The organism is Microbacterium sp. LjRoot205 (genome assembly GCF_056175745.1).
In genome coordinates this window covers 409,563-429,689 of sequence record NZ_JBGFFH010000002.1, presented here as the reverse complement: position 1 = coordinate 429,689, position 20,127 = coordinate 409,563, and the positions used below count along the sequence as shown (strand labels likewise).

The window sequence follows — 20,127 nt, the reverse complement described above, 5'->3', positions numbered from 1 at the left end:
CGACGCTCAGAGCAGCTCGAGGTTGTTCTTCAGCTCGAGCGGTGTGACCTGGCCACGGTAGGCCTCCCACTCCTTGCGCTTGTTCAGAAGCACGTAGTTGAAGACCGATTCGCCGAGGGTCTCGGCGACCAGCTCGGAGCTCTCCATGTACTCGAGCGCGTGGTCGAGGCTCGCGGGCAACGCGGAGTAGCCGAGCGCACGACGCTCGGCGTCGCTGAGCGACCACACGTTGTCCTCGGCCTCCGGCGGCAGCTCGTACTCCTCCTCGATGCCCTTGAGCCCCGCCGCGAGCATGAGCGCGTAGGCGAGATAGGGGTTCGCTGCGGAGTCGAGCGCACGGTATTCGACGCGTGACGATCCGCCCTTGTTGGGCTTGTACATCGGCACCCGGACGAGCGCGGAGCGATTGTTGTGACCCCACGTGACGAAGCTCGGAGCCTCGTCGCCGCCCCAGAGCCGCTTGTACGAATTGACGAACTGGTTGGTCACCGCGGCCATCTCGTTCGCGTGCCGCAGGAGCCCGGCGATGAAGTGGCGTCCGGTCTTGGACAGCTGGTACTTGGCGCCCTCTTCGTAGAACGCGTTGCGCTCCCCTTCGAAGAGCGACATGTGCGTGTGCATGCCGCTTCCCGGGTGACCGCTGAGAGGCTTCGGCATGAACGTCGCGTAGACGCCCTGTTCGATCGCGACCTCCTTGATGACCGTGCGGAACGTCATCACGTTGTCGGCCATGGTGAGCGCATCCGCATAGCGGAGGTCGATCTCGTTCTGCCCGGGCCCGCCCTCGTGATGGCTGAACTCCACCGAGATGCCGAGGTCTTCGAGCATCCGCACCGAGCGACGCCGGAAGTCGTGCGCGGTGCCGCCGGGCACGTTGTCGAAGTAGCCGGCAGAGTCCACCGGCACCGGACCCTCAGGACCGAACGACGACGACTTGAGCAGGTAGAACTCGATCTCGGGATGCGTGTAGAAGGTGAACCCGGCATCGGCGGCCTTCGCGAGGGTGCGCTTGAGCACGTGGCGCGGGTCGGACACAGCCGGACGCCCGTCGGGCGTGGTGATGTCGCAGAACATGCGCGCAGTCGGATCGATCTCGCCGCGCCACGGCAGGGTCTGGAACGTGGTGGGGTCGGGCTGTGCGAGCAGGTCGGACTCGTAGCTGCGGGTCAGACCCTCGATGGCAGAGCCGTCGAACCCGATCCCCTCGGCGAACGCGCCCTCCACCTCGGCCGGCGCGATCGCGACGGACTTGAGGGTGCCGATGACATCGGTGAACCACAGGCGGACGAACTTGACGCCGCGCTCTTCGATCGTCCGGAGGACGAAATCTCTCTGCTTGTCCACGGTCACTCAGCGCCCTTGCCGGTGCCGGCGTCCCAGCCGCTCTCGGCCGCTTCCTCCTCGGCCCAGGCGCGCGAGCGCTCTTTGAGCTTCTCGGGAGCCCGAGACGCCTCGGCCTCGGTGTCGAAGGGCCCGACGCGATCGGCCGACGCGGAGATCATCCCGAACTCCACCTGACCGGTCTCCAGGTTGTACCAGTACTTCTCATCGCCGTTCGACATGGCCGATCCCCTTCTTCACGTGGTGTCATCGATCCTATCGGCGCTGACGTCGGTCGCTAAGCTATCGACCATGGCAAAAGCGATCGGCGTCGACATCGGCGGCACGGGTATCAAGGCAGGTCTCGTCGACCTGGAGCACGGCATCATGGCCTCGGACAGGGTGCGCGTGCCCACTCCCAAGGGCGCATCTCCGCAGGATGTCCTCGAGGCGGTGCAGACGGTGCTGAAGACCCTCGACGTGAAGGACTCGACCCTCCCCCTCGGCGTGGCCTTCCCCGCCATCGTCAAGCGCGGCAAGACGCTTTCCGCCGCCAACGTCTCGAAGGAGTGGGTCGACTTCGACGCCGAGCGCTTCTTCCGTGACGGACTCGGACGCAACATCGTCTTCGTGAACGACGCGGATGCTGCCGGTGTCGCAGAGGCGCGCCACGGTGCGGCCCGCGACGTGCGCGGCTTCACGCTGCTCACCACCCTCGGCACGGGAATCGGGTCGGCGTTCCTCTACGACGGCGTTCTGCTGCCGAACACCGAGCTCGGACACCTGAACTTCGGCGAGTACGAGTCGGTCGAGACCTATGCGGCGACGTCCGCGCGCGAGCGCGAGGGCTTGAGCTGGTCGGAGTGGGCCGAGCGTCTGCAGAGGTTCTACTCGCACATCGAGTTCCTCTTCAGCCCTGACCTGTTCGTGGTCGGCGGCGGGGTGTCGAAGAACGCCGGAGACTTCCTGCCGCTGCTCGACCTCAAGACCCCGATCGTGCCGGCGATCCACCGCAACAACTCGGGCATCATCGGCGCTGCATCCCTCGCCGGCGACTGACACGCATACACACACACGTACCGAGCGCAGAAGGCCTCGCCGATCCGGCGGGGCCTTTCTGCATGTCCAGCCGAACGCCGGATGCACGCCGCAGAAAATACTGCGTGGGGTCGCAGAGCCGTGACAACATAGCCTCTCCGTGTGCTTCTCGGTCGGCGAGACGACCCGGATGGCCGGCCTGGCTGTGAGGGCCGCGCCGTGAAGAAAGGCAGCTTCGAGATGAACGAACCCTCAGAATCGTCCTGGAGGAAGCCGGTTTCACCGGCGACGTCAGCCGGTCTCGTACCGGTCGAGAGACCTCAGGCGAAGAAGCTGCGGTCGCGCCATGTCACCATGATCACCCTGGGTGGAATCATCGGGGCGAGTCTGTTCGTCGGATCGGGCAACGTCATCCGCGCCGTCGGGCCGGCCGCGGTGCTGTCGTACCTCATCGGCGGGCTGCTCGTGTTCCTCGCCATGCGCATGCTCGGCGAGATGGCGGCGTCCCGCCCGGCCATCGGCTCGTTCATGGAGTACGCACGAGTGGGCCTCGGCAACTGGGCCGCGTATCTCGTCGGATGGCTGTACTGGTACTTCTGGGTCGGCGTGCTCGCCTACGAGGCGGTGCTGGGCGGCGAGACCATGGCGAGCTGGTTCCCCGCGGTCCCGTCATGGGCCTGGTCGCTGATCCTGATCGGCATCTTCGTCGGCACGAACATCATCTCCGTCCGCGCCTTCGGGGAGGTCGAGTTCTGGCTCGCCAGCGTCAAGGTGCTCGCGATCGTCGTCTTCCTCGGCGCCGGTCTGCTGTTCGCCTTCGGACTGTGGCCGAACTCCGAGATCTCGATCTCGAACCTGTGGGAGCACGGCGGCTTCGCGCCGAACGGCTTCGGCGTCGCCTTCACAGGGGTGGCGCTGGTGATCTTCTCGTACTTCGGCACGGAGATCGCCGTGATGGCCTCCGCCGAGTCGGAGGACCCTGCCAAGGGCATCCGTCAGGCGACGAGCACGATCATCTGGCGCATCCTGCTGTTCTTCGTCGGCTCCGTGCTCATCATCGTCACCGTCGTTCCCTGGAACGAGCTGCCGGTTCCGACCGATGTGGCCAATGCGCCGTTCACGTACGCTCTCGAGCAGTTCGGCATTCCCGGCGCGAGCATCATCATGCAGCTCGTGATCTTCACCGCGGTCATCTCGGTGCTGAACTCGGGTCTCTACTCGGCATCGCGCATGTTCGCGGCCCTCGCCGAGCAGGGCTTCGCGCCGAAGATCGTGGCGAAGAAGTCGAAGAACGGCGTGCCGGTGATGGCTCTGCTGGCCTCGACCAGCGGAGGACTCATCGCCACCCTGGTGAACTTCCTGACGCCGGGATCGGGGATCTTCGACTTCATCATGAACTCGGCCGGACTCGTCGCCCTGTTCGTCTACGTCTTCATCGCCCTCACGCAGTGGCGGCTCCGTCAGAAGATGACGCCCGAAGAGGTCGCGAACCTCAAGCTCAAGATGTGGCTGCACCCCTGGCTCAACATCCTGCTGATCGCATGCATCGCGGCGGTGATCGCCGTGATGATGTTCAGCGAGGGCGGACGAACCCAGGTCTGGACGAGCCTCATCGCCACCGGGGTGCTCATTCTGTTCTGGCCGCTCGTGCGACGCAACCTCAAGCGACGGAAGGCGTCGGATGCGGGGAGCAGCGCCCCGGACACTGTCAGCGGCGCTGAGGCTCCAAGATGAACGTTTCCGTCGCGAGCGGCTCCATGGCTCCCGGTCCCAGCGTCAGCACATCGCCCGGGTACAGCATCGACCCCAGACGGCTATAGCTCATCGCCGCGTAGACATCGCTGCACAGCCGCTCCCTGATGGCGGACGGCGCGTCGCCAGCGGCGACCGTGTACGTCGCGATGCTGCCGTCCGCTGTCTTCGTGATCGTGCCGCGCGCGAAATCGGTCATTCCGTTGTCCACCGGCAGTACGCCGTTCCACGTCGCGTAGTAGGTCGGCTCTTCATCGCCCTCGCTGTAGCCGGTCAACGAGATCTTGGACAGCACGTCGCAGCGGCTCACCTCAGCCGTCGCGGTCGGTGTCGGCACGGGCGTACCGCTCGGCGTCGGCTTCACCACGGGCTGAACTGCCGCGGGAGTCTCGGTGCCCTCCGGAGCCGGCGCGGTGCAGCCGGTGAGCGCTGCGGCAACCAAGGCGGCGAGGAACGCCACGGTGGCGGCGGCTGTGCGGTTCGACATGAACGAACGCTACCGAGCATCCTGCCCCGAAGCCAACGGTGATGATGCGAATGGGCCGACCTGTACGCCGGGTTCTGTTCCGGGGTTCTTCGCCCCTTCGACGGCCATCTCTCTCGGCGACACGTTGCCGTGGCACTCTAGCGGTCTACCCGAGGACTCGGCGAGCCGCGTCAACATCCTCTGTCTGACCTTGCTCCGGACGAGGTTTACCTGGCGGGCCATGTCACCATGGCCCCCGGTGGTCTCTTACACCACCCTTTCACCCTTACCCCTTGCGGGGCGGTCTGCTCTCTGTGGCACTTTCTCGCGGATTGCTCCGGGTGGGTGTTACCCACCGTCCTGCCCTGAGGAGCCCGGACGTTCCTCGGTGCGGTTGCCCGCCACGCGACCGTCCAGTCGACCCATTCGCACGTCCAGTCTACGACCAGAGCGTCCTACTTCTCAGCCGACTCCGCGATCCGCAGATCGAGCGGGACCTCGATCGGGAAACCCCCGAAGAGTCGGCGCGTGGCCACCGCCGCCGCTTCGCGTACGGCATCCGCGGCGGCATCCGCCTGCTCCTGAGGAACATGCAGGATCACCTCATCGTGCAGGAAGAAGGCGAGGTGGGCACGCGAGCCGAAGATCCCGGATGCCGGAGCCTCTCGCTCTGCCTCGGGAAACTGCTGCAGGCGGTGCCTGATCTCAGCGAGCCAGATCAACGACCACTCTGCCGCGGTGCCCTGCACCACGAAGTTGCGCGTGAAGCGTCCCCAGTCGCGCGCGCGGCGGCGGGCGAGTGCCACCTCGGCGGGGTCGGCGTCGGCACCGGTGGCGGCGGCCTGCATCGTCTCCCACTCGATCGACGGACGCGGAGACGACCGCCCCAGCCACGTCGACACGACTCCCCCGTCCTCGCCGAACCGCGCAGCCTTGTCGACGAGCGCCATAGCGCGCGGATACACCTTGCGCAGTCGGGGAACCAGCCGACCGCTGTCACCGGTCGTCGCTCCGTACATCGCCCCGAGGACGGCGTACTTCGCCTCTTCGCGCGTCGCCACCGCACCCGATTCCACCACCCCGGCGTAGAGGTCCTTTCCTTGCGCGGCCCGGGCCATCGCACGGTCGCCTGCCATGCCTGCGAGCATCCGCGGCTCCAGCTGAGCGACGTCGGCGACGACCAGCGTCCACCCATCGTCGGCGCGCACCGCGGCGCGCAGGTTGCGCGGCAGCTGCAGGGCGCCGCCTCCCGCTGACGCCCACCGCCCCGTCACGACCCCGCCCGTGATGTAGATCGGCCGGAAACGCCCGTCATGCACCCACTCGGCGAGCCACGCCCATCCGTTGGCGCTCAGCAAGCGCGACAGCTTCTTGTATGCCAGCAGCGGCTCGACCACGGCATGGCTGTGCTGGGCGAGCTCCCACCGGCCCGTCGACTCGACCTGCACGCCGACACGGTGCAGAGCGCGGAGCAGCTTCGGCTGGCTCTCGAGGTTGAGATGGGGGTCTCCGAGGATCGAACGCACCCGCTCGGCCTGCGCCACCATGCGGCTGGGCAGGCCTCCCGCGATCGGTCGGGTGCCGAGGATCTCGGTGAGGATGCCATCGTGCACCGACTCGTTCCAGGGCAGGCCGGCCGCGCGCATCTCCTCGGCGATCAGTCCTCCGGCCGATTCGGCCGAGGTGAGCAGCGTCAGGCGACCGTCCTTGCTGTCCCTGAGAACGCGACGTTGCTCGCGGTACTGGTCGATGGCGTCACCGACAGGGTCATCCGGCGCGTCATGCGCGACGACGTCGAACAGCGCCGGGGCTTCGTCGACGGGCTCACGTCGCACCCAGGACGACGACGGAGCGAGCGGGCGCGGGACCTTGTCCGTGTCGCGAAGAATCGCGTGGCAGAGCAGCAGATCGTGAGAGCGGGCGAGCATGACCCCCGCGTCGAGCAGGACGGGGTAGATCTCGCGGGCGCTGCGGATCACCCAGCGCGGCGAATTCTCGCGCTCCTGAGCCGCGACCCACGCAGGCATCTCGGACGCGGAGAGGTCGAACCGATGTGCCTCGGCATCGTCCGCATCGAGTTCCACCGCCGTGTAGCCGCCCGAGCGAGCCGCCACCAGGACGACGCGACGTTCGGTCTGCTCCCGCGAGTTCACCGCTGGCGTGCTCGCGGCGCAGAGATCACAGCCCGGATTCCTCGGTGCGCACCAGGATGCAGCCGCACTCGGGGCAGAAGACCACGAGGTCGTCCGGCGCGTTGCGGATGTCGTTGAGGTCGGTGCCCGGGAGCAGCATCCGGCAGCCTTCGCAAGTGCCACGGCTCAGCACCGCGGCGCCGGCGCTGTTCGCGGCGCGGCGTGCGTACTCGGCCAGGAGCGGCGCCGGAAGGGATGCCGTCACCGCCTCGCGATCGCGCGTCAACTGGGCGATGAGGTCGGTCGCGGCCGCGACGTCGGCCTTGGCCTGAGCGGTGAGCGCGGTTCCTTCTGCGGTCGTGGTGCCGAGCAGCGCCTGCTGCGCGGCGACCGCCGCGTCGGCATCTTCGACACGACCCATGACATCGAGCTCGATGTCCTCGAGGTCGCTCTGGCGCTTGGCGAGGCTGGCGATCTCGTGCTCGAGCGCCTGGGCCTCCTTCGAGTTCGTGGCCGTGGCGAGCCGATCGGCATCGCGGGCCCGGCGCTGCTCGACGAGCTTCACATCGGACTCGAGCCGCTTGAGCTCGGTGCGCACGTCGTCACGTGTGCCGGTCAGCGCGGTCAGCTCGCGGAGCTGATCCTGACGGATCGCGACGAGCTCGGTGATGCGGGCGGCCTGCGGGGGCTTGGTGCGCGCGCGCTCCGCCTGCGCGATGCGCCGGTCCAGGTCGGCGACGTCGAGCAGGATGCGCTGGTGTTCTGGGCTGGCGTTCACGCTCTCAAATCTAGTCGCTGCGCGGTCACGTCCATCACCCGACCTGTCCGTCGAGGTAGAGCCACCTGCGGTCCTCGCGCACGAAGCGGCTCCGCTCGCGGAGCGAACCGCGCTCGGCGCCCTGCTGCCAGAAGGCCTCGAACTCGACCTCACCGTCGCGATCGAAAGGGCCGCCGCCGGCGCGATCGATGATCACGAGGCGCCGCCAGACCACGTCGTCGTCGAGGTCGATCTCGGCGGGGCGGGTCGACGGATGCCAGGTCTTCAGGAGGTACGCGGCATCCTTGATCGAGAACGCCGTGAAGCGTGAGCGCATCAGGCGCTCGGCCGTTGGTGCGAGTGCCCCGTCGAGCAGAGGCCCGCAGCATCCGCCGAAGACATCTCCGGAGCCACACGGACAACGCGCCGCATTATCCGGGACGCCGTCATCTGGCGCCATCCTCTGCAGTCCGCTCATCGCTCCAGCGTACGCTGGCGCCATGACGGCTCTCCCTCACTTCACGGCCCACAACGGCTTCGCCCTCCCCGCTCTCGGACTCGGCACCTACGCCCTCAACGGGGATGCAGGCGCGGATGCCGTGGCCTCGGCGATCGGCGCCGGGTACCGGCTGATCGACTCGGCATTCAACTACGAGAACGAGGGGTCGGTCGGCCGCGGGGTGCGCGAATCCGACGTGGACGCGTCCGAACTCATCGTCACGACCAAGCTGCCCGGCCGTCATCACCCGCGCGCGAAGGCGCGGACGAGCATCGAGGAGAGCCGGTCACGGCTGGGCGTCGACGCGATCGACCTGCACCTCATCCACTGGCCGAACCCGCACCAGGACGAGTACGTGCAGGCATGGGAGGCGCTGGTGGAGGCTCAGCAGCGCGGAGTCGTGAGACAGATCGGCGTCTCGAACTTCCTCCCCGAGCACCTCGAACGCATCGAGCGCGAGACCGGCGTCCGCCCCGTCGTCAACCAGATCGAGGTGCACCCGTACTTCCCGCAGGACGAGCAGCTCGCCTATCACCGCGAGAACGGCATCCTCACCGAGGCGTGGAGTCCACTGGGACGCGCGAAGCAGCTGATCGAGGAACAGGTGATCGGTGAGGTCGCCGCGGCGCACGACATCTCCCCCGCCCAGACCGTGCTCGCCTGGCACATCGCACGGGAGACGGTGGCGATTCCGAAGGCATCCTCTCTCGAACACCAGGTCTCGAACCTCGCCGCAGCAGAGATCGTGCTGACCACCGCCGAGGTCGAGGCGATCACCGCGCTCGGACGCGCAGACGGACGGCTGTTCGACGCAGATCCCGGGTCGCACGAGGAGTCCTGAGGCGGCGTCCTGAGCGGGCGTCGGCAGAGGGCGCTCATAGACTGGCGGCATGCCGGTCATCGCAGGGATCCCGATCACACCGGTGACCGCTCGGCTGTATTTCGCTGTGCAGGCTCTGGCGGGAGTGGCCTGGTGGATCGCGGCGGCGCTGTCGGACGACGTGCGTCGTCTCACCCTCGGAGACCTGCCGGCGGGACTCGTGGCGGTGTTCGACATCCCGCTCTTCGTCATCGGTTCGGCTGTCATCGCAGCGGGTTTCCGGTGGGCTGTCTGGGTCGCTGTTCCGTGGACGGCCATCGTCGCCGCCGGTATGGCCGTCTACGCCACGGCGACGGGCCTCGCCGGATGGGGCGCCCTGGTCATGGTGATCGCTGCCGGGGCGAGCGCAGCGGCGGGAATCGTCCTGCTCTGCGGGCGAGCACCCTTGGAATGGCTGGTCACCGGTCCGCTCGCTTTCCGGCCGGCTGCGAGCATCGGCACGCGAGCGCTGCTCGCCCGCACCGGACTGCAGACGCTGTTCTTCTGGGGCACCTTCCTGGTGGTCATCCCCATCGTGGTGTCGCTCGTCGAGGCCCGGTGGTCGCTGCGCATCGAGGTTCCGTTCGTCGTCCACCTGGCCGGCGGTGTGCTTCTCGTCGCCGCGACCGCCCTCGGAATCTGGTCGGCCGTGTCGATGTCGGTCGAGGGCGAGGGCACCCCGCTCCCGTCGCAGATGGCGCGGCGACTCGTGATCTCCGGCCCCTATCGATACGTGCGCAACCCGATGGCGGTCGCCGGCATCGCGCAGGGCATCAGCGTGGGCCTCATCATGGGCTCCTGGCTCGTCGTCACGTATTCGCTCTTCGGATCGCTGTTGTGGAACTCGGTCGTGCGACCGCTCGAGGAGGCGGATCTCGAAGCGAGATTCGGGTCGGAATTCGTGGAGTACAGCAGCAGGGTGTCGTGCTGGCTGCCGGTCAGACCCGCTGTGTCCCGAGCACTCTGAGCAGTTCGAGCTTGCTCGCCGCATCGCTTCCCGGCGCTGCTGTCAGCACGATGAGCGCCTGGGATTCGTCCTCGGTGAACAGCGCCTGGCAGTCGACCTCGATCGGACCGATCTCCGGATGGATGAGGACCTTGTGGTCTTCGAAACGCCGCCGCACCTCGTGCACGTTCCACAGCTCGGCGAACTCCGGGCTGCGGACGATGAGCTCGCGCACGATCTCGCCGGCTCGTGAGCGCTCGCCGAGCGCGCCGTATGCGGACCGGAGCGACGCCACGAGCACACGACTGTGCCTCAGGTGATCCTGCTCCGGGTAGCGCCCGCGCTCGTCATGCGGGTGCGCGAACCAGCGGTAGATCCCGCTGCGCTCGATACCCTCCAGACCGCTGACGTCGCCGAGCAGCGCCCGTGCGGCGTCATTCTGGATCAGGACCTCGTCGAGCATCGAGACGACGAAGGCGGGCGTGTCATCGAGGCGGTCGAGAACACGGAGCATGCCCGGATGCACGTAGTCGGTGAAGGTCGTGCGGTCCGGGGCGCTGTGCCCGCAGATGCGATGCAGGTAGTCGCGCTCGTCGGGAGTCAGCCGCAGCGCCCGTGCGAGCGAGGCGAGGATCTGCACGCTGGGCTGCGGACCGCGCTGCTGTTCGAGGCGCGCGTAGTAGTCGGTCGACATGGCTGCGAGCTGCGCGACCTCCTCGCGACGGAGACCGGGAGTGCGGCGGCGCGCTCCCGCGCCGAGCCCGACGTCTGACGGCTTCAGCTGCTCCCTGCGTCGCACGAGGAACTCGGCCAGTGCTTCTCTGTCCACCCGTGAAGTATCTCGTGCTCGGCGTCGTGCATCCAGGGATCGGGGATCCCTGGATGCGTGGTCTCTGGTGCGCCGCTGCGACACTCCGAAGAGTGGATGCATGAACATCACCGGAAACACCATCTTCATCCCCGGCGCCACGAGCGGCATCGGCCTCGCGCTCGCCCGGCGACTCAGCGAACGAGGCAACACCGTGATCGTGGGCGGACGTCGTGTCGAACTGCTCGACGAGATCGCGGCGGCGAACCCGGGCATCGACACCGTCCAGATCGACACGACGGATGCCGGCAGCATCCACAGTGCGGCGCAGACGGTGCTGGCCACGCATCCTTCGCTCAACGTCGTCATCGCGATGGCCGGCATCATGCGCCCCGAGGACTGGACGTCGCCCGCAGGGTTCCTCGAGACGGCCGAGGCGACGGTCACCACGAACCTGCTCGGCCCGATCCGACTGATCGCGGCGTTCATCGAGCACCTGCGCACCATGCCGGATGCCACGATCATGACCGTGTCGTCCGGGCTGGCCTTCGCCCCGCTGCGCGTCACCCCCTCGTACAACGCCACGAAGGCGGCCATCCACATGCTCAGCGAATCGCTGCGCCTGCAGCTCGCCGACACGAGCGTGAGCGTGCTCGAGCTCGAACCGCCCGCTGTGCGCACGTCCCTGATGCCCGGTCAGGAGACCAGCGACTTCGCGATGCCGCTCGACGAGTTCGTCACCGAGGTCGTCGAACTCATCGAGGCCCAGCCGGACGCGACCGAGATCCAGGTCGAGAACGTCAAGTTCCTGCGCTACGGCGAGGCGCGGGGCGACTACGCGCAGGTGGTCGAGACCCTCAACCGGCGCGACCCCCACGCCCGCTGAGCATGCGGCCGTCGACCACCGCGATCAGATCGCTGCGTCGACGGCCTGCGCAGCGGTCTTGTGGGTGAACTCGAACCCGGAGTCCTCCAGCGCCGCCGGCCTCACATCGGCATCCGAGACGAGCAGCGAGTCGGCGGCGTCACGGCTCAGCGCGAGTCTCAGCGCCCAGGTCGGAGCCGGAATCCAGAACGGTCGCCGCATCTTCTTCGCGAGTGCACGGCCGATGTCGTTCGCCGAGGCGCGCGTCGGGCCGGTGAAGTTCACGGGACCCTCGAGACGCTGATCGATCACGTGTCGGATGCCGCGAATCTCGTCCTCCAGAGAGATCCACGGCCAGATCTGGGTGCCGGGCCCGATGGGACCCGCGACGCCGAATCGGGTCAGCTGGATGAGCGGTTTGAGCACACCCTGGCGGTGGATGATCGGGGCCGTGCGCAGCAGCGCCACTCTCGTCTGCTCCCCCGCACGCAGCGCCTCCTGCTCCCAGCGGACGCAGAGCTGCGCGAGGAAAGTGTCACCCGCAAGAGACGCCTCGGTCAGGATCTCGCCGGGTGCCGAGCCGTAGTAGCCGACGGCGGACGCCGAGACGAGCGACGGAGCATCGTCACGCAGGGTGCGCACCGCAGTGGCCAGCGTGCGAGTGGTCGTCAGCCGAGACTCGACCAGCTCACGGCGGTAGCGCGGGGTCCACGGCAGGCGGCCGACGCTCGCCCCGCCCAGAGCCACCACGGCGTCAGCACCTGCCAGCACGTCGGGGTCGAGTTCACGCTCCCCCGGTGTCCACTGCACCTCGGAGGCGTCGCGCGGAGGACGACGCACGAGGGTCGTCACCTCCACGCCGTCCGAGCGCAAGGACGACGCGAGGGCCGTGCCGATCAGACCCGATGCGCCACTGATCACGATCCGCTGCGGCATGATGACTCCCTCTGTCCGTCCACCGGACTCGTTCTCCCTCGCGAGTCTGTCACGTCCGACGCCCTCTGGCGATGTCGGCGGCGACCGGTAGGTTGCCCGACGTGGCCGAACCAGTGCAGTCGTGGTGGGCGAGACGCCAGTTCTCGCGAGGCCGAGACGTGCCATACGAGGTCGGCACCTATCGCTCGCAATGGGCCGCGTACCCCGAGTTGATCCGTCAGTACCATCCCGAGCTCAATCACGGCATCGCGCTCTCGCAGGTGCCGCTGGCCGCAGACGTGCTGCTGTGCTGGGAATGCCGGGTCGGCCATCGTTTCGCCGCGACTCCGTCGGAACAGCGTGAGCGGCCGGGACGGGTGCGTCGCCAATCGGCATGGTGCCCCGAGTGCTCGACGCTCGCCAGGCCCCAGCCCGTGGTGCTGGGAGAGGCCCGCGCGATTCCGCGGCGTCCGAGACCGCAGCTCACGCTGTGCGACAAGACTCCCCATCTGCCGACCGGCGAGGCATTTTCGAGCGTGTGCGCTCCTGCGCCGGCATCCGCCGCCGAAGCCCGGCTCCGCGCAGCGCTCGCGTCTCGCATCACCTTCGCGTCGGGTGTCAACGCGGTCAAGGTGGCGCGACCGTTCTTCCGTCACACCGAGGTCTGGCCCGACATCCTGCTTCCGGAGCTTCGCGTCGCGATCGAGTACGACACCGTCGGGCGCCACGGACTCGAGCATGTCGGCAAGCGACAGGAGACGGACCTGCGCAAGGATCGTGCCCTGCGCGCCGCCGGCTGGGAGGTCATCCGCATCCGCACAGGGCGGCTCGAGCCGCTGGGCCCCCACGACCTGCAGATGCCGTCGGTCTCTGCCCGCGGCGTCGATCGCATCATCGACGAGCTCCGTCAGATCCGCGGCCCGCTCATCGTCGACGCGTACCTGATTCCCGGCTGACGGCGATGTGGCGTGCTCGGGTGACAGAGTTCGAGCTCAGCTCTCGGGTCGGTCGTCGGCCCGCCTGACGACCGCATCCCATTCGGACCTCAGGAAGGTGGCTTCTCCGGCGGCGACGATCTGTGCATTGTCGTTCGGGCCCAGCTCGGGGCGCATGGTCAGGCCGCCGACCTCGAGGCTCGGGATGCTCTGCCTGATGCACTCGACGCTTCCGCGCACCAGCAGTTCCGCCGTCTGCTCGGGCGTGGTCACGGCTCCCATCACGGCGTCGTCGTGAGCGACGAGCACCGCCTGCCATGCGGGCTGTCGGTCGTCGGGATCCAGTGTGTACTGCATCAGCCCCTGCGGCGCGGCCTCGACCACGATGACGATCGCACCTGCGACCGGCTGCTCGTCCCCTGCATACTCGCCCATGATGGATCCCCTGACCCGGGCGTCCCCACGCCCACTGTCCGCTCAGGGTACTGCGAAAAGTTTCTTTCCGAACGCCTTACGGCGATCGGATCTCAACCGATATATGAGTACGGGGAGCAAAGGAGAAGGATCTTGACCAGCACCTACATCGAGACGGGCGGACATGTCCGCGTGTACGACGCGGCCGTCCGCAYGCATCACGAGTTCCCTCTCGGCACTTATCGGGTGCATTTCACCTCGAAAGAGGGCTTCAGCCTGATCAAGATCGACGACCTGACAGTGGGCACCGAACGCGTCTACGGCGGCCGCGACAGGAAGGTCGACAAGATCTTCCGCTCCTATGCCCTCACGGATCGCAGTCTCGGTGTGATGCTGTCCGGCGACAAAGGGATCGGCAAGACGCTGTTCCTGCGCATGGTCGCCGAGGAGGCCCGCGAGCAGTGCCTGCCCGTGGTGATCGTCTCAGAGGACAACGACGGCATCGTGGAGTTCCTCGACACCCTCGACGAGTGCCTGATCATCTTCGACGAGTTCGAGAAGGTCTTCCCTGCGGGGCGCCGCGGCGGAGAGGGAGACAACCGGCAGAACCAGTTCCTGTCGCTGTTCGACGGCCTCTCGTCCGTGAAGCGCATCTACTGCCTGACGGTGAACGACATCAGCGATGTCAGCACCTACATCGTCAACCGCCCTGGGCGGTTCCACTACCACATGCGATTCGAGTACCCGGGCCCTGACGAGGTGCGGCAGTATCTGATCGACCAGGCACCGCACGCCGATCCTGACGAGATCGAGAACGTCGCCCTGTTCTCGCGCCGGGCCCGCCTCAATTACGACCATCTGCGTGCCATCGCGTTCGAGCTCGAGCAGCCGGACGCGCTGTTCGCAGACGTCGTGGAGGACCTCAACATCAAGTCTGTCGAGCCGAGCACGTATCGCATCGAGGCCCGCTTCCCCGACGGCAAGGTCTGGTCGGACGAGGTGGAGATGAACCTCTTCGAGCGGGGCGACGTCGGGCGCACCTTCGAACTGCGCAACGCGACGCGGTCGATCTTCGCGTCGTTCGTGCCGAAGGATCTCATCTTCGAACCGGACGGCAGCATCTTCGTGCCGATCCACAAGCTCGAGCTTCTCGACGACGAGGACGAGGAGCCCGAGGTCTACCCGACGACGGTCAACCTCATCCTGGTAGGTCAGGCGAACTACGGCTTCAGTCTCTGAGCGACCTCGCCGACGCGTCGGACGGCGGGCTCCTGATCAGACGCCGACGGCGTGCGAGAGTATCGCCCGTGTGAACCGCTGGCCGCTGGCTGCGAGGCGCTCGAGATACGCGTCCAGCCCGGACGCGGATGAGCGCGCGGCCGGCGCGGACTCGGTCGTCGGGGCGTCGGCGTAATGGCGGTCCAGCGCATCCCGGAGCATGCGCACCGCCGCGGCTCGCTGCTGAGAGACGGCGGCGTGCGATACTCCCAGCTCGTCCGCGAGCTCGGTCACCGTGCGGTCGTCGAAGTAGATCGCCGTGATGATCCACCGCTTGCGTTCCGGCAGCGCAGCGACGGCCCGTCGCAGGAACTCATCGCGCTCGGATGCGATCGCGAGTTCTTCCGGCAGATACCCGGTCCACACGATCTCCGGCGCATCCGGCGCGTCAAGACTGGTGAGCAGACGTTCGGCGTCATCCAGGCCCTCTCGCGCCACTGCGGTGTCGACGCCCATGGCCGCGGCGATCTCCGTCACTGTGGGCGTGCGTCCGAGCGCCGCCGACAGGGTCTGCCTGACCTTGATCGTCTGCTTCGCCCGCACTCGTACGTCTCGAGGCGCCCAGTCCATCGACCGCAGCTCGTCTTTCAACGCCCAGTTGACGCGTGCCCGGGCGAACGCCCCGAACGGCACACCGAGGCTCGCATCGAACTTCTCGGCCGCACGGACCAGCGCGAACGCACCGGCAGAGGCGAGATCGTCGCGGGAGACATGGGTGATGCGCGAGGCCACATACGCCGTTGCCGCGCCGACGATGTGCAGATGATCGACCACGAGCTGGTCGCGCGGGCGCATAGGCATCGAATTCGCCTCTTTCACTGTAAGTGCAAGCCCTCCCCAGCGACTCACAGTGTGGTCTCTCCCCAGCGACCGGAACTGCTTTCACCTACATGCTAGAGGTGAGACGGGCATGAAAGATCCCCGGAGGCCAAAACCTCCGGGGATTCTCGTTTACGTTCAGATAACGATGACTAATCGTTCACCTTGACTCGACGGTTCACCTCTCGAGTCGCAGAGAACTTCAGCACCGTGTAGTCGTTGACCTCGGCGTCTCCGTCGTCCTTCGCGAACTGCACACGATGCCCCTTGTGCGTCTGCGGATAGAACTTGCCGAAATTGGTGAGCGTCACCGTGTTGCCCCGGCCGACGAGGTCGAGAAGCTCGTCGATCATCGCCGTGTACGCAGTCTGTGCCGCCTGAACCGAGATGCCGCCGCGTCGTGCGAACCTCTGCACGAACTCCCGCTTGCTGACCCGATTCGTCTCGAGCGTCCTTGAAGTGCTCATGTTGTCTTCCGTCCCATGGAATGTCGCTCGTCGCCGAGCGCCGTGCGCTGTACCCCTACCAACCGCATCCGTGACGTGCCCCAGGCACCGATCTCCTGCGACGACGCCGGGATCCCGCCAGTACCCCAGCCTGTGCTCTTCAGAGGATAGTTGCTCTTCCTTGGTATATGCGGTGAATCTCAGAATCCTCTGCATGCTGAGAGCCCGCGCCGCCGGAAGAGCCGTCGATCAGGACGCCCCCTCACCCGCCCAGAAGCGCGCGGATCGGGTACCGCTGATCCTCGAGGATCGCCTGCACCGCACGGCCGGAGGTGGCATGGATGAGGATCGGAGCTCGGAGATTGATGTAGACACCGTCTGCAGAAGGGTTGGCCACGACGAACACACGGATCTCGGAGTCATCGGCGGCGCCGACCTGCGCTCGCACCTCGGCGGGGATGGTCGGCTCGTAGCCGTAGTCCCCGGAGAGCGGATCGAGGAGGAACAACCGCACATCGGCGTCCGTGGCTCGCAGCGCGTGCAACCCCTCCGCGCCGTCGATCTGCTCGAGAGTGAACCCCGTGTGCGGGCTCAGGCCCGGCATGGGCGATGCGAACTCGACGTCCAGCGTCGCGGACCTCTGGTCGGTCGACGCACTCATCGCAGGAACTCCATCAGATTGGTCTGCAGCGATCGCGCCGTCACCTGCAGTGCGGACTGGAAGACGAGCTCGGCAGACTGCAGTCGAACGAGCACCTCGAGGCTGTCGACGTTCTCGACCTCGGTGCGACGGGCCTCGAGGTCGATCGACGCCGAGAGGTTCTGGGCCGAGGCGCGCTCGATCTGCACCTGACGCGCACCCGTCGTCCCTCGCGCGGCGTTGACATCCTTCAGTCGTGCATCGATGTCGCCGAGACGCGCGCCCACCTCCACGCCGCTGCGCAGGTCCGCCGCGATGTCGTTCAGCAGGGCGAACGCGCTGTCAGCACCCTCGCCGAACGCCTGTGAGCCGTCGAAGTCGACGCGCACCGTCTCGTTGTCGCTGATGCGGCGATGCACTCCGTCACCCGTGCCGCCGTTGAACGCGAACGTGGTGGCGTCGAAGGCGCCGCCCGCATCGCTCGTGCCGGCGAAGACGCTGCGACCGAGCACCCTCGTGTTCGCCTTGGCGAGCAGCTCCGCGCTGATCGACTCGAGCTCCTGCGCGATCGACTCGCGCGCTGTCGCGCTGAGCGCCCCAGAGTTGGCTCCCTGCGCGGTGAGATCCCGCGCGCGGTTGAGCAGGTCTGCGCTGGCCCCGAGCGCAGTGTCGACGGTCGTCACCCACGCCATCCCGTCGCTGAGGTTGCGGGCGAACTGGGCGACGCGCGACTGGTCGCCGTGCACGCCGAGCGCTGTGGCCGCTGCGGCAGGGTCTTCGCTCGGCGAGCGGAAGGCACGCTGCGAGGCAGCCTGATTCTGCAGGCGCTCGCGGTCCGCGAGGTTGGTCTGCAACGTCCGCAGCGACTGCTGCGTCATGGTGTTGCTCGTGATACGGCCGATCATGTTCACTCTCCCCAGAGTCAGCGGCCGACGAGGCCGGTGCGGTTGATCAACAGATCCAGGGCCTCGTCGACAGCGGTCAGCACGCGGGCCGCTGCCTGATAGGCGGTCTGGTAGGTCAGGAGGTTGATCGTCTCCTCGTCRCCGTCGACCGAAGAGTTCGACTGCTGCGCGGTGACCGCCGCGACAGCTCCCATATCGGCGATGTCGGCGCGCTGCAGGTCGCCTGCGACGGTGACCGCGAACCCGGTGACGAAGGTCGACCAGGTCTTGGTGGGCCCAGTCGCCGATGCACTGAGCGCGCTGATGCGGTCGGCGATCGTGGTGTCCTTCGCTCCGGCTCCCGGCGCTGCCAGAGCCAGCTCGTCGAGACCGGTGGGAACCACGCTGAGCCCGAGAGCAGCAGGGCCCGCGCCGTTGAGCGTGAAGAAGTCGCCCCCGGCTACACCGGACGATGTGACGCCCGTGCGGTGCACGTCGTTCACGGCGGTCGCGAGCGCTGTCGCCGTCTCGTTGTAGGCCGCAGCGACTCCCGCCAGCGTGCCGCCGTCGGATGCGGGGGCGAGCGCACTGATGGTGCCGCCGACGATGCCGCCCGTGATCGGCACTGCCAGGCCCGGCCGATCGGCCCACGCGACGGTGATGCGACCGGCATCGGCGATGTCACGCGGCCCGCTCGCCACGAGCGCTCGACTGCTGTCGCCCGACACGAGCGCGTTGCCGTCGACGCGAAGGGCGAGGGTTCCGTCTGCCTCCACGTTGCCCTTGGCCCCGACTGCGGTCGAGAGCTGCTGGGCGAGGACGTTGCGCTGGTCGATCAGCTCATTGGCGTTGCGCCCGGACTGCAGTGCATCCCTGATCTGACCGTTGAGCGAGGCCACCTGGCCTGCGACGGCATTGACGTCAGCGAGCTGACTGTCGACCTGTCCACGCAGGTCGCTCCACTGCCCGGCGATCGTCTGGTATCCCGCGGCGATCTGTCCGATGAGCACGTTGGCATTCGTGAGCACGACCTGGGCCGCAGCCGGGTCCGGCGTGTTGGCGAGGTCGGACCAGCCCGCCCAGAAGCGGTCGAGATTCGCCGCGAGACCGTCCTTCGTCGGTTCGGCCATCACGCCCTCGGCGCTGCTGGCGGCCGTCGCGCGGGCGCTCCAGAATCCCGACGTCGACAGGGCATCACGGACGCGAGCGTCGAGGATGTCGTCGCCCAGCCGCGCGATCCCGGTCACGCCGACACCGCCGCCGATGCCGAGTCCCGACGGCCAGAGTCCCGTCTGCCCGGGCGCTGAGAACGAGGTCTGCTCCACCCGCTGGCGCGTGTAGCCGGGGGTGGCCTGATTGGCGATGTTCTGACCGGTCACGGTCATCCCCGCTCGTGCCGCGGAGAGCGCGGATTCTGCGAGGCGGAGCCCTGCGAATGACGACATCGTTACCTCACACCCTTGTGTCGAGAAGTCGGGCGTCCGCGCCGCGGACGACATCGCCGTGCGTGTCGTACTCGCCGGTCGGAACGCCGAGACCTGCGATGGTCTCCTGTGTGACCCGGATGGCCGTGCGCAGACGCTGCTCGTTGACCTTCTTCATGTCGCCGATCTCGTCGGCCAGGGTCGTCATCGCGTCGAGGTGCCCCGTCAGGATCTCGCGCCACGCGTCGGTCGGTGCGGCCTCGATCAGATCGCGGAGCGTCGTCGCCTCCGGCACGCCCCACTCGTCAGCCACAGCGATGACCAGCGTGTCACGCGAGAGGGCGACTGTCGGCATGGCCGCGATGACCCGCTCGATCTCGTTCGCCGCATGGTGGATCCAACGGTTGCGTCCGGTCGCGAGCAGCATCTGCTGCTCGTCGAGCTTGAAGAGCAGCACCTCGAGAAGGTCGCGCTCTCGCATCAGTTGCATGCTCAGGTCGTGAGCGGCCACGGTTCGTCACCTCGTCATGTCACGGTTTCCATGACGGGATCGCCCGTCACATCCACGACTATCGCGACAAGGAGCGGGCCAGTAACTCGGCGCGCGTCGAGATGACGCTCCTGCGACCGGATCAGGGTGCCGGGGTCGTTCTTCCCAGGATGCCGACGAGAACCGATTCGGCGGACCCATCGGAGGATGTCTGGACGGCTTCCTGGTTCGCGTCGCTCACCGCGAGGACGATCTCGGCGCGGTTGATGCGCTTGTCGCGAGGCGCATCGATGCCGACGCGGACGCCGCTGGGCGTCACCGCGAGAATGGTGACGGTGATGTCGTCGCCGATCACGATGCTCTCGTTGGCGCGTCTCGTGAGTACCAGCATGCGTCGTCTGCCTTCCATGGCGTGAGCGCTGTTGCGCCCTCTGCCCACA

Annotated in this window: 23 protein-coding genes and 1 other RNA gene; 7 read left to right on the top strand and 17 right to left on the bottom strand. The window is 67.4% G+C overall.

The features are described from left to right. Positions 1-6: 6 nt before the first annotated feature. Together glnA and AC04ME_RS07930 are read right to left on the bottom strand one after the other, a co-directional pair. The gene (gene glnA / locus AC04ME_RS07935) at positions 7-1,344 is read right to left on the bottom strand and encodes a type I glutamate--ammonia ligase (protein ID WP_042541155.1); all 1,338 of its coding nucleotides are present in this window, start codon (positions 1,342-1,344) and stop codon (positions 7-9) included. Positions 1,345-1,346: 2 nt separating this feature from the next. Beyond that, on the bottom strand, positions 1,347-1,562 hold the full coding sequence (locus AC04ME_RS07930; RefSeq protein WP_042541153.1) for a hypothetical protein: 216 nt from the start codon (positions 1,560-1,562) through the stop codon (positions 1,347-1,349). Between the two features lie 70 nt (positions 1,563-1,632). Here AC04ME_RS07930 and ppgK point away from each other — a divergent pair, with 70 nt between their 5' ends. Continuing rightward, the gene (ppgK, locus tag AC04ME_RS07925; protein WP_042541151.1) at positions 1,633-2,379 is read left to right on the top strand and encodes a polyphosphate--glucose phosphotransferase; all 747 of its coding nucleotides are present in this window, start codon (positions 1,633-1,635) and stop codon (positions 2,377-2,379) included. A gap of 333 nt (positions 2,380-2,712) precedes the next feature. After that, positions 2,713-4,092 (top strand): amino acid permease, encoded by a 1,380-nt coding sequence (locus AC04ME_RS07920; RefSeq protein ID WP_475434423.1) that lies wholly within the window; start codon positions 2,713-2,715, stop codon positions 4,090-4,092. Here the strand turns inward: AC04ME_RS07920 and AC04ME_RS07915 are convergent. From AC04ME_RS07915 to AC04ME_RS07895, 5 genes are all read right to left on the bottom strand, one after another. After that, on the bottom strand, positions 4,067-4,597 hold the full coding sequence (locus AC04ME_RS07915) for a hypothetical protein (RefSeq protein ID WP_475434421.1): 531 nt from the start codon (positions 4,595-4,597) through the stop codon (positions 4,067-4,069). The two genes, AC04ME_RS07920 and AC04ME_RS07915, sit on opposite strands and share 26 nt — an antisense overlap. A gap of 47 nt (positions 4,598-4,644) precedes the next feature. Beyond that, an RNA gene (gene rnpB, locus AC04ME_RS07910) (RNase P RNA component class A) lies at positions 4,645-5,001 on the bottom strand. A 30-nt stretch (positions 5,002-5,031) separates the two neighbouring features. Continuing rightward, the gene (locus AC04ME_RS07905; protein WP_475434419.1) at positions 5,032-6,729 is read right to left on the bottom strand and encodes a bifunctional 3'-5' exonuclease/DNA polymerase; all 1,698 of its coding nucleotides are present in this window, start codon (positions 6,727-6,729) and stop codon (positions 5,032-5,034) included. A 25-nt stretch (positions 6,730-6,754) separates the two neighbouring features. Continuing rightward, a complete protein-coding gene (locus tag AC04ME_RS07900) occupies positions 6,755-7,486 on the bottom strand; it encodes a zinc ribbon domain-containing protein (RefSeq protein WP_042541147.1) in 732 nt (243 codons plus the stop codon). Between the two features lie 34 nt (positions 7,487-7,520). Continuing rightward, positions 7,521-7,925 carry a YchJ family protein gene (locus tag AC04ME_RS07895; RefSeq protein WP_153302301.1) on the bottom strand — a complete coding sequence of 135 codons (405 nt, stop codon included), beginning with the start codon at positions 7,923-7,925 and terminating at the stop codon, positions 7,521-7,523. A gap of 40 nt (positions 7,926-7,965) precedes the next feature. Here AC04ME_RS07895 and AC04ME_RS07890 point away from each other — a divergent pair, with 40 nt between their 5' ends. Further along, positions 7,966-8,805, top strand: coding sequence for an aldo/keto reductase (locus tag AC04ME_RS07890; protein ID WP_042541143.1), 840 nt, complete (start codon positions 7,966-7,968; stop codon positions 8,803-8,805). A 49-nt stretch (positions 8,806-8,854) separates the two neighbouring features. After that, positions 8,855-9,790 (top strand): methyltransferase family protein, encoded by a 936-nt coding sequence (locus AC04ME_RS07885; protein WP_475434416.1) that lies wholly within the window; start codon positions 8,855-8,857, stop codon positions 9,788-9,790. Here AC04ME_RS07885 and AC04ME_RS07880 read toward each other — a convergent pair. After that, complete coding sequence (locus tag AC04ME_RS07880) at positions 9,762-10,598, bottom strand: helix-turn-helix transcriptional regulator (protein ID WP_042541140.1); 837 nt, start codon at positions 10,596-10,598, stop codon at positions 9,762-9,764. The two genes, AC04ME_RS07885 and AC04ME_RS07880, sit on opposite strands and share 29 nt — an antisense overlap. A gap of 100 nt (positions 10,599-10,698) precedes the next feature. Between AC04ME_RS07880 and AC04ME_RS07875 the strand changes: the two genes are divergently transcribed. Further along, the gene (locus AC04ME_RS07875) at positions 10,699-11,463 is read left to right on the top strand and encodes an SDR family oxidoreductase (RefSeq protein WP_042541138.1); all 765 of its coding nucleotides are present in this window, start codon (positions 10,699-10,701) and stop codon (positions 11,461-11,463) included. A gap of 24 nt (positions 11,464-11,487) precedes the next feature. Here the strand turns inward: AC04ME_RS07875 and AC04ME_RS07870 are convergent, their stop codons facing one another. Beyond that, a complete protein-coding gene (locus tag AC04ME_RS07870; RefSeq protein ID WP_079112892.1) occupies positions 11,488-12,378 on the bottom strand; it encodes a TIGR01777 family oxidoreductase in 891 nt (296 codons plus the stop codon). Between the two features lie 101 nt (positions 12,379-12,479). Between AC04ME_RS07870 and AC04ME_RS07865 the strand changes: the two genes are divergently transcribed. Beyond that, positions 12,480-13,313: a zinc-ribbon domain-containing protein gene (locus tag AC04ME_RS07865; RefSeq protein WP_475434414.1), complete on the top strand. Its 834-nt coding sequence runs from the start codon at positions 12,480-12,482 to the stop codon at positions 13,311-13,313. Between the two features lie 36 nt (positions 13,314-13,349). Here AC04ME_RS07865 and AC04ME_RS07860 read toward each other — a convergent pair whose 3' ends face one another. Then, positions 13,350-13,727, bottom strand: coding sequence for a hypothetical protein (locus tag AC04ME_RS07860; protein ID WP_042541131.1), 378 nt, complete (start codon positions 13,725-13,727; stop codon positions 13,350-13,352). A 132-nt stretch (positions 13,728-13,859) separates the two neighbouring features. On the opposite strand from AC04ME_RS07860, the gene AC04ME_RS07855 reads away from it, so the two are divergent. Further along, positions 13,860-14,945, top strand: a complete 1,086-nt coding sequence (locus tag AC04ME_RS07855) for an AAA family ATPase (RefSeq protein WP_475434412.1) — start codon at positions 13,860-13,862, stop codon at positions 14,943-14,945. A 36-nt stretch (positions 14,946-14,981) separates the two neighbouring features. Here AC04ME_RS07855 and AC04ME_RS07850 read toward each other — a convergent pair whose 3' ends face one another. The 7 genes from AC04ME_RS07850 to csrA form a co-directional block, all read right to left on the bottom strand. Beyond that, the gene (locus AC04ME_RS07850) at positions 14,982-15,785 is read right to left on the bottom strand and encodes a sigma-70 family RNA polymerase sigma factor (RefSeq protein WP_042541129.1); all 804 of its coding nucleotides are present in this window, start codon (positions 15,783-15,785) and stop codon (positions 14,982-14,984) included. Between the two features lie 170 nt (positions 15,786-15,955). Next, a complete protein-coding gene (locus tag AC04ME_RS07845; RefSeq protein ID WP_042541126.1) occupies positions 15,956-16,270 on the bottom strand; it encodes an HU family DNA-binding protein in 315 nt (104 codons plus the stop codon). 241 nt (positions 16,271-16,511) lie between these two features. Then, positions 16,512-16,910 carry a flagellar assembly protein FliW gene (locus AC04ME_RS07840; protein ID WP_475434409.1) on the bottom strand — a complete coding sequence of 133 codons (399 nt, stop codon included), beginning with the start codon at positions 16,908-16,910 and terminating at the stop codon, positions 16,512-16,514. Next, positions 16,907-17,794 (bottom strand): flagellar hook-associated protein FlgL, encoded by an 888-nt coding sequence (flgL, locus tag AC04ME_RS07835; protein ID WP_309688923.1) that lies wholly within the window; start codon positions 17,792-17,794, stop codon positions 16,907-16,909. The genes AC04ME_RS07840 and flgL overlap by 4 nt, the downstream gene beginning before the upstream one ends. A 17-nt stretch (positions 17,795-17,811) precedes the next feature. Further along, positions 17,812-19,218 carry a flagellar hook-associated protein FlgK gene (gene flgK / locus AC04ME_RS07830; RefSeq protein WP_475434406.1) on the bottom strand — a complete coding sequence of 469 codons (1,407 nt, stop codon included), beginning with the start codon at positions 19,216-19,218 and terminating at the stop codon, positions 17,812-17,814. 7 nt (positions 19,219-19,225) lie between these two features. After that, the gene (flgN, locus tag AC04ME_RS07825; protein WP_042541118.1) at positions 19,226-19,708 is read right to left on the bottom strand and encodes a flagellar export chaperone FlgN; all 483 of its coding nucleotides are present in this window, start codon (positions 19,706-19,708) and stop codon (positions 19,226-19,228) included. A 121-nt stretch (positions 19,709-19,829) separates the two neighbouring features. Next, positions 19,830-20,078: a carbon storage regulator CsrA gene (gene csrA / locus AC04ME_RS07820; RefSeq protein WP_042541117.1), complete on the bottom strand. Its 249-nt coding sequence runs from the start codon at positions 20,076-20,078 to the stop codon at positions 19,830-19,832. Positions 20,079-20,127: the final 49 nt, after the last annotated feature.

Bases quoted from the DNA above. Each gene is read 5' to 3' on its own strand.
- AC04ME_RS07930 (WP_042541153.1), bottom strand. From the start codon at position 1,562: ATGTCGAACGGCGATGAGAAGTACTGGTACAACCTGGAGACCGGTCAG.
- ppgK (WP_042541151.1), top strand. From the start codon at position 1,633: ATGGCAAAAGCGATCGGCGTCGACATCGGCGGCACGGGTATCAAGGCA.
- AC04ME_RS07920 (WP_475434423.1), top strand. From the start codon at position 2,713: ATGATCACCCTGGGTGGAATCATCGGGGCGAGTCTGTTCGTCGGATCG.
- AC04ME_RS07915 (WP_475434421.1), bottom strand. From the start codon at position 4,597: ATGTCGAACCGCACAGCCGCCGCCACCGTGGCGTTCCTCGCCGCCTTG.
- AC04ME_RS07895 (WP_153302301.1), bottom strand. From the start codon at position 7,925: ATGGCGCCAGATGACGGCGTCCCGGATAATGCGGCGCGTTGTCCGTGT.
- AC04ME_RS07890 (WP_042541143.1), top strand. From the start codon at position 7,966: ATGACGGCTCTCCCTCACTTCACGGCCCACAACGGCTTCGCCCTCCCC.
- AC04ME_RS07885 (WP_475434416.1), top strand. From the start codon at position 8,855: ATGCCGGTCATCGCAGGGATCCCGATCACACCGGTGACCGCTCGGCTG.
- AC04ME_RS07875 (WP_042541138.1), top strand. From the start codon at position 10,699: ATGAACATCACCGGAAACACCATCTTCATCCCCGGCGCCACGAGCGGC.
- AC04ME_RS07870 (WP_079112892.1), bottom strand. From the start codon at position 12,378: ATGCCGCAGCGGATCGTGATCAGTGGCGCATCGGGTCTGATCGGCACG.
- AC04ME_RS07860 (WP_042541131.1), bottom strand. From the start codon at position 13,727: ATGGGCGAGTATGCAGGGGACGAGCAGCCGGTCGCAGGTGCGATCGTC.
- AC04ME_RS07850 (WP_042541129.1), bottom strand. From the start codon at position 15,785: ATGCCTATGCGCCCGCGCGACCAGCTCGTGGTCGATCATCTGCACATC.
- AC04ME_RS07845 (WP_042541126.1), bottom strand. From the start codon at position 16,270: ATGAGCACTTCAAGGACGCTCGAGACGAATCGGGTCAGCAAGCGGGAG.
- AC04ME_RS07840 (WP_475434409.1), bottom strand. From the start codon at position 16,910: ATGAGTGCGTCGACCGACCAGAGGTCCGCGACGCTGGACGTCGAGTTC.
- flgL (WP_309688923.1), bottom strand. From the start codon at position 17,794: ATGATCGGCCGTATCACGAGCAACACCATGACGCAGCAGTCGCTGCGG.
- csrA (WP_042541117.1), bottom strand. From the start codon at position 20,078: ATGCTGGTACTCACGAGACGCGCCAACGAGAGCATCGTGATCGGCGAC.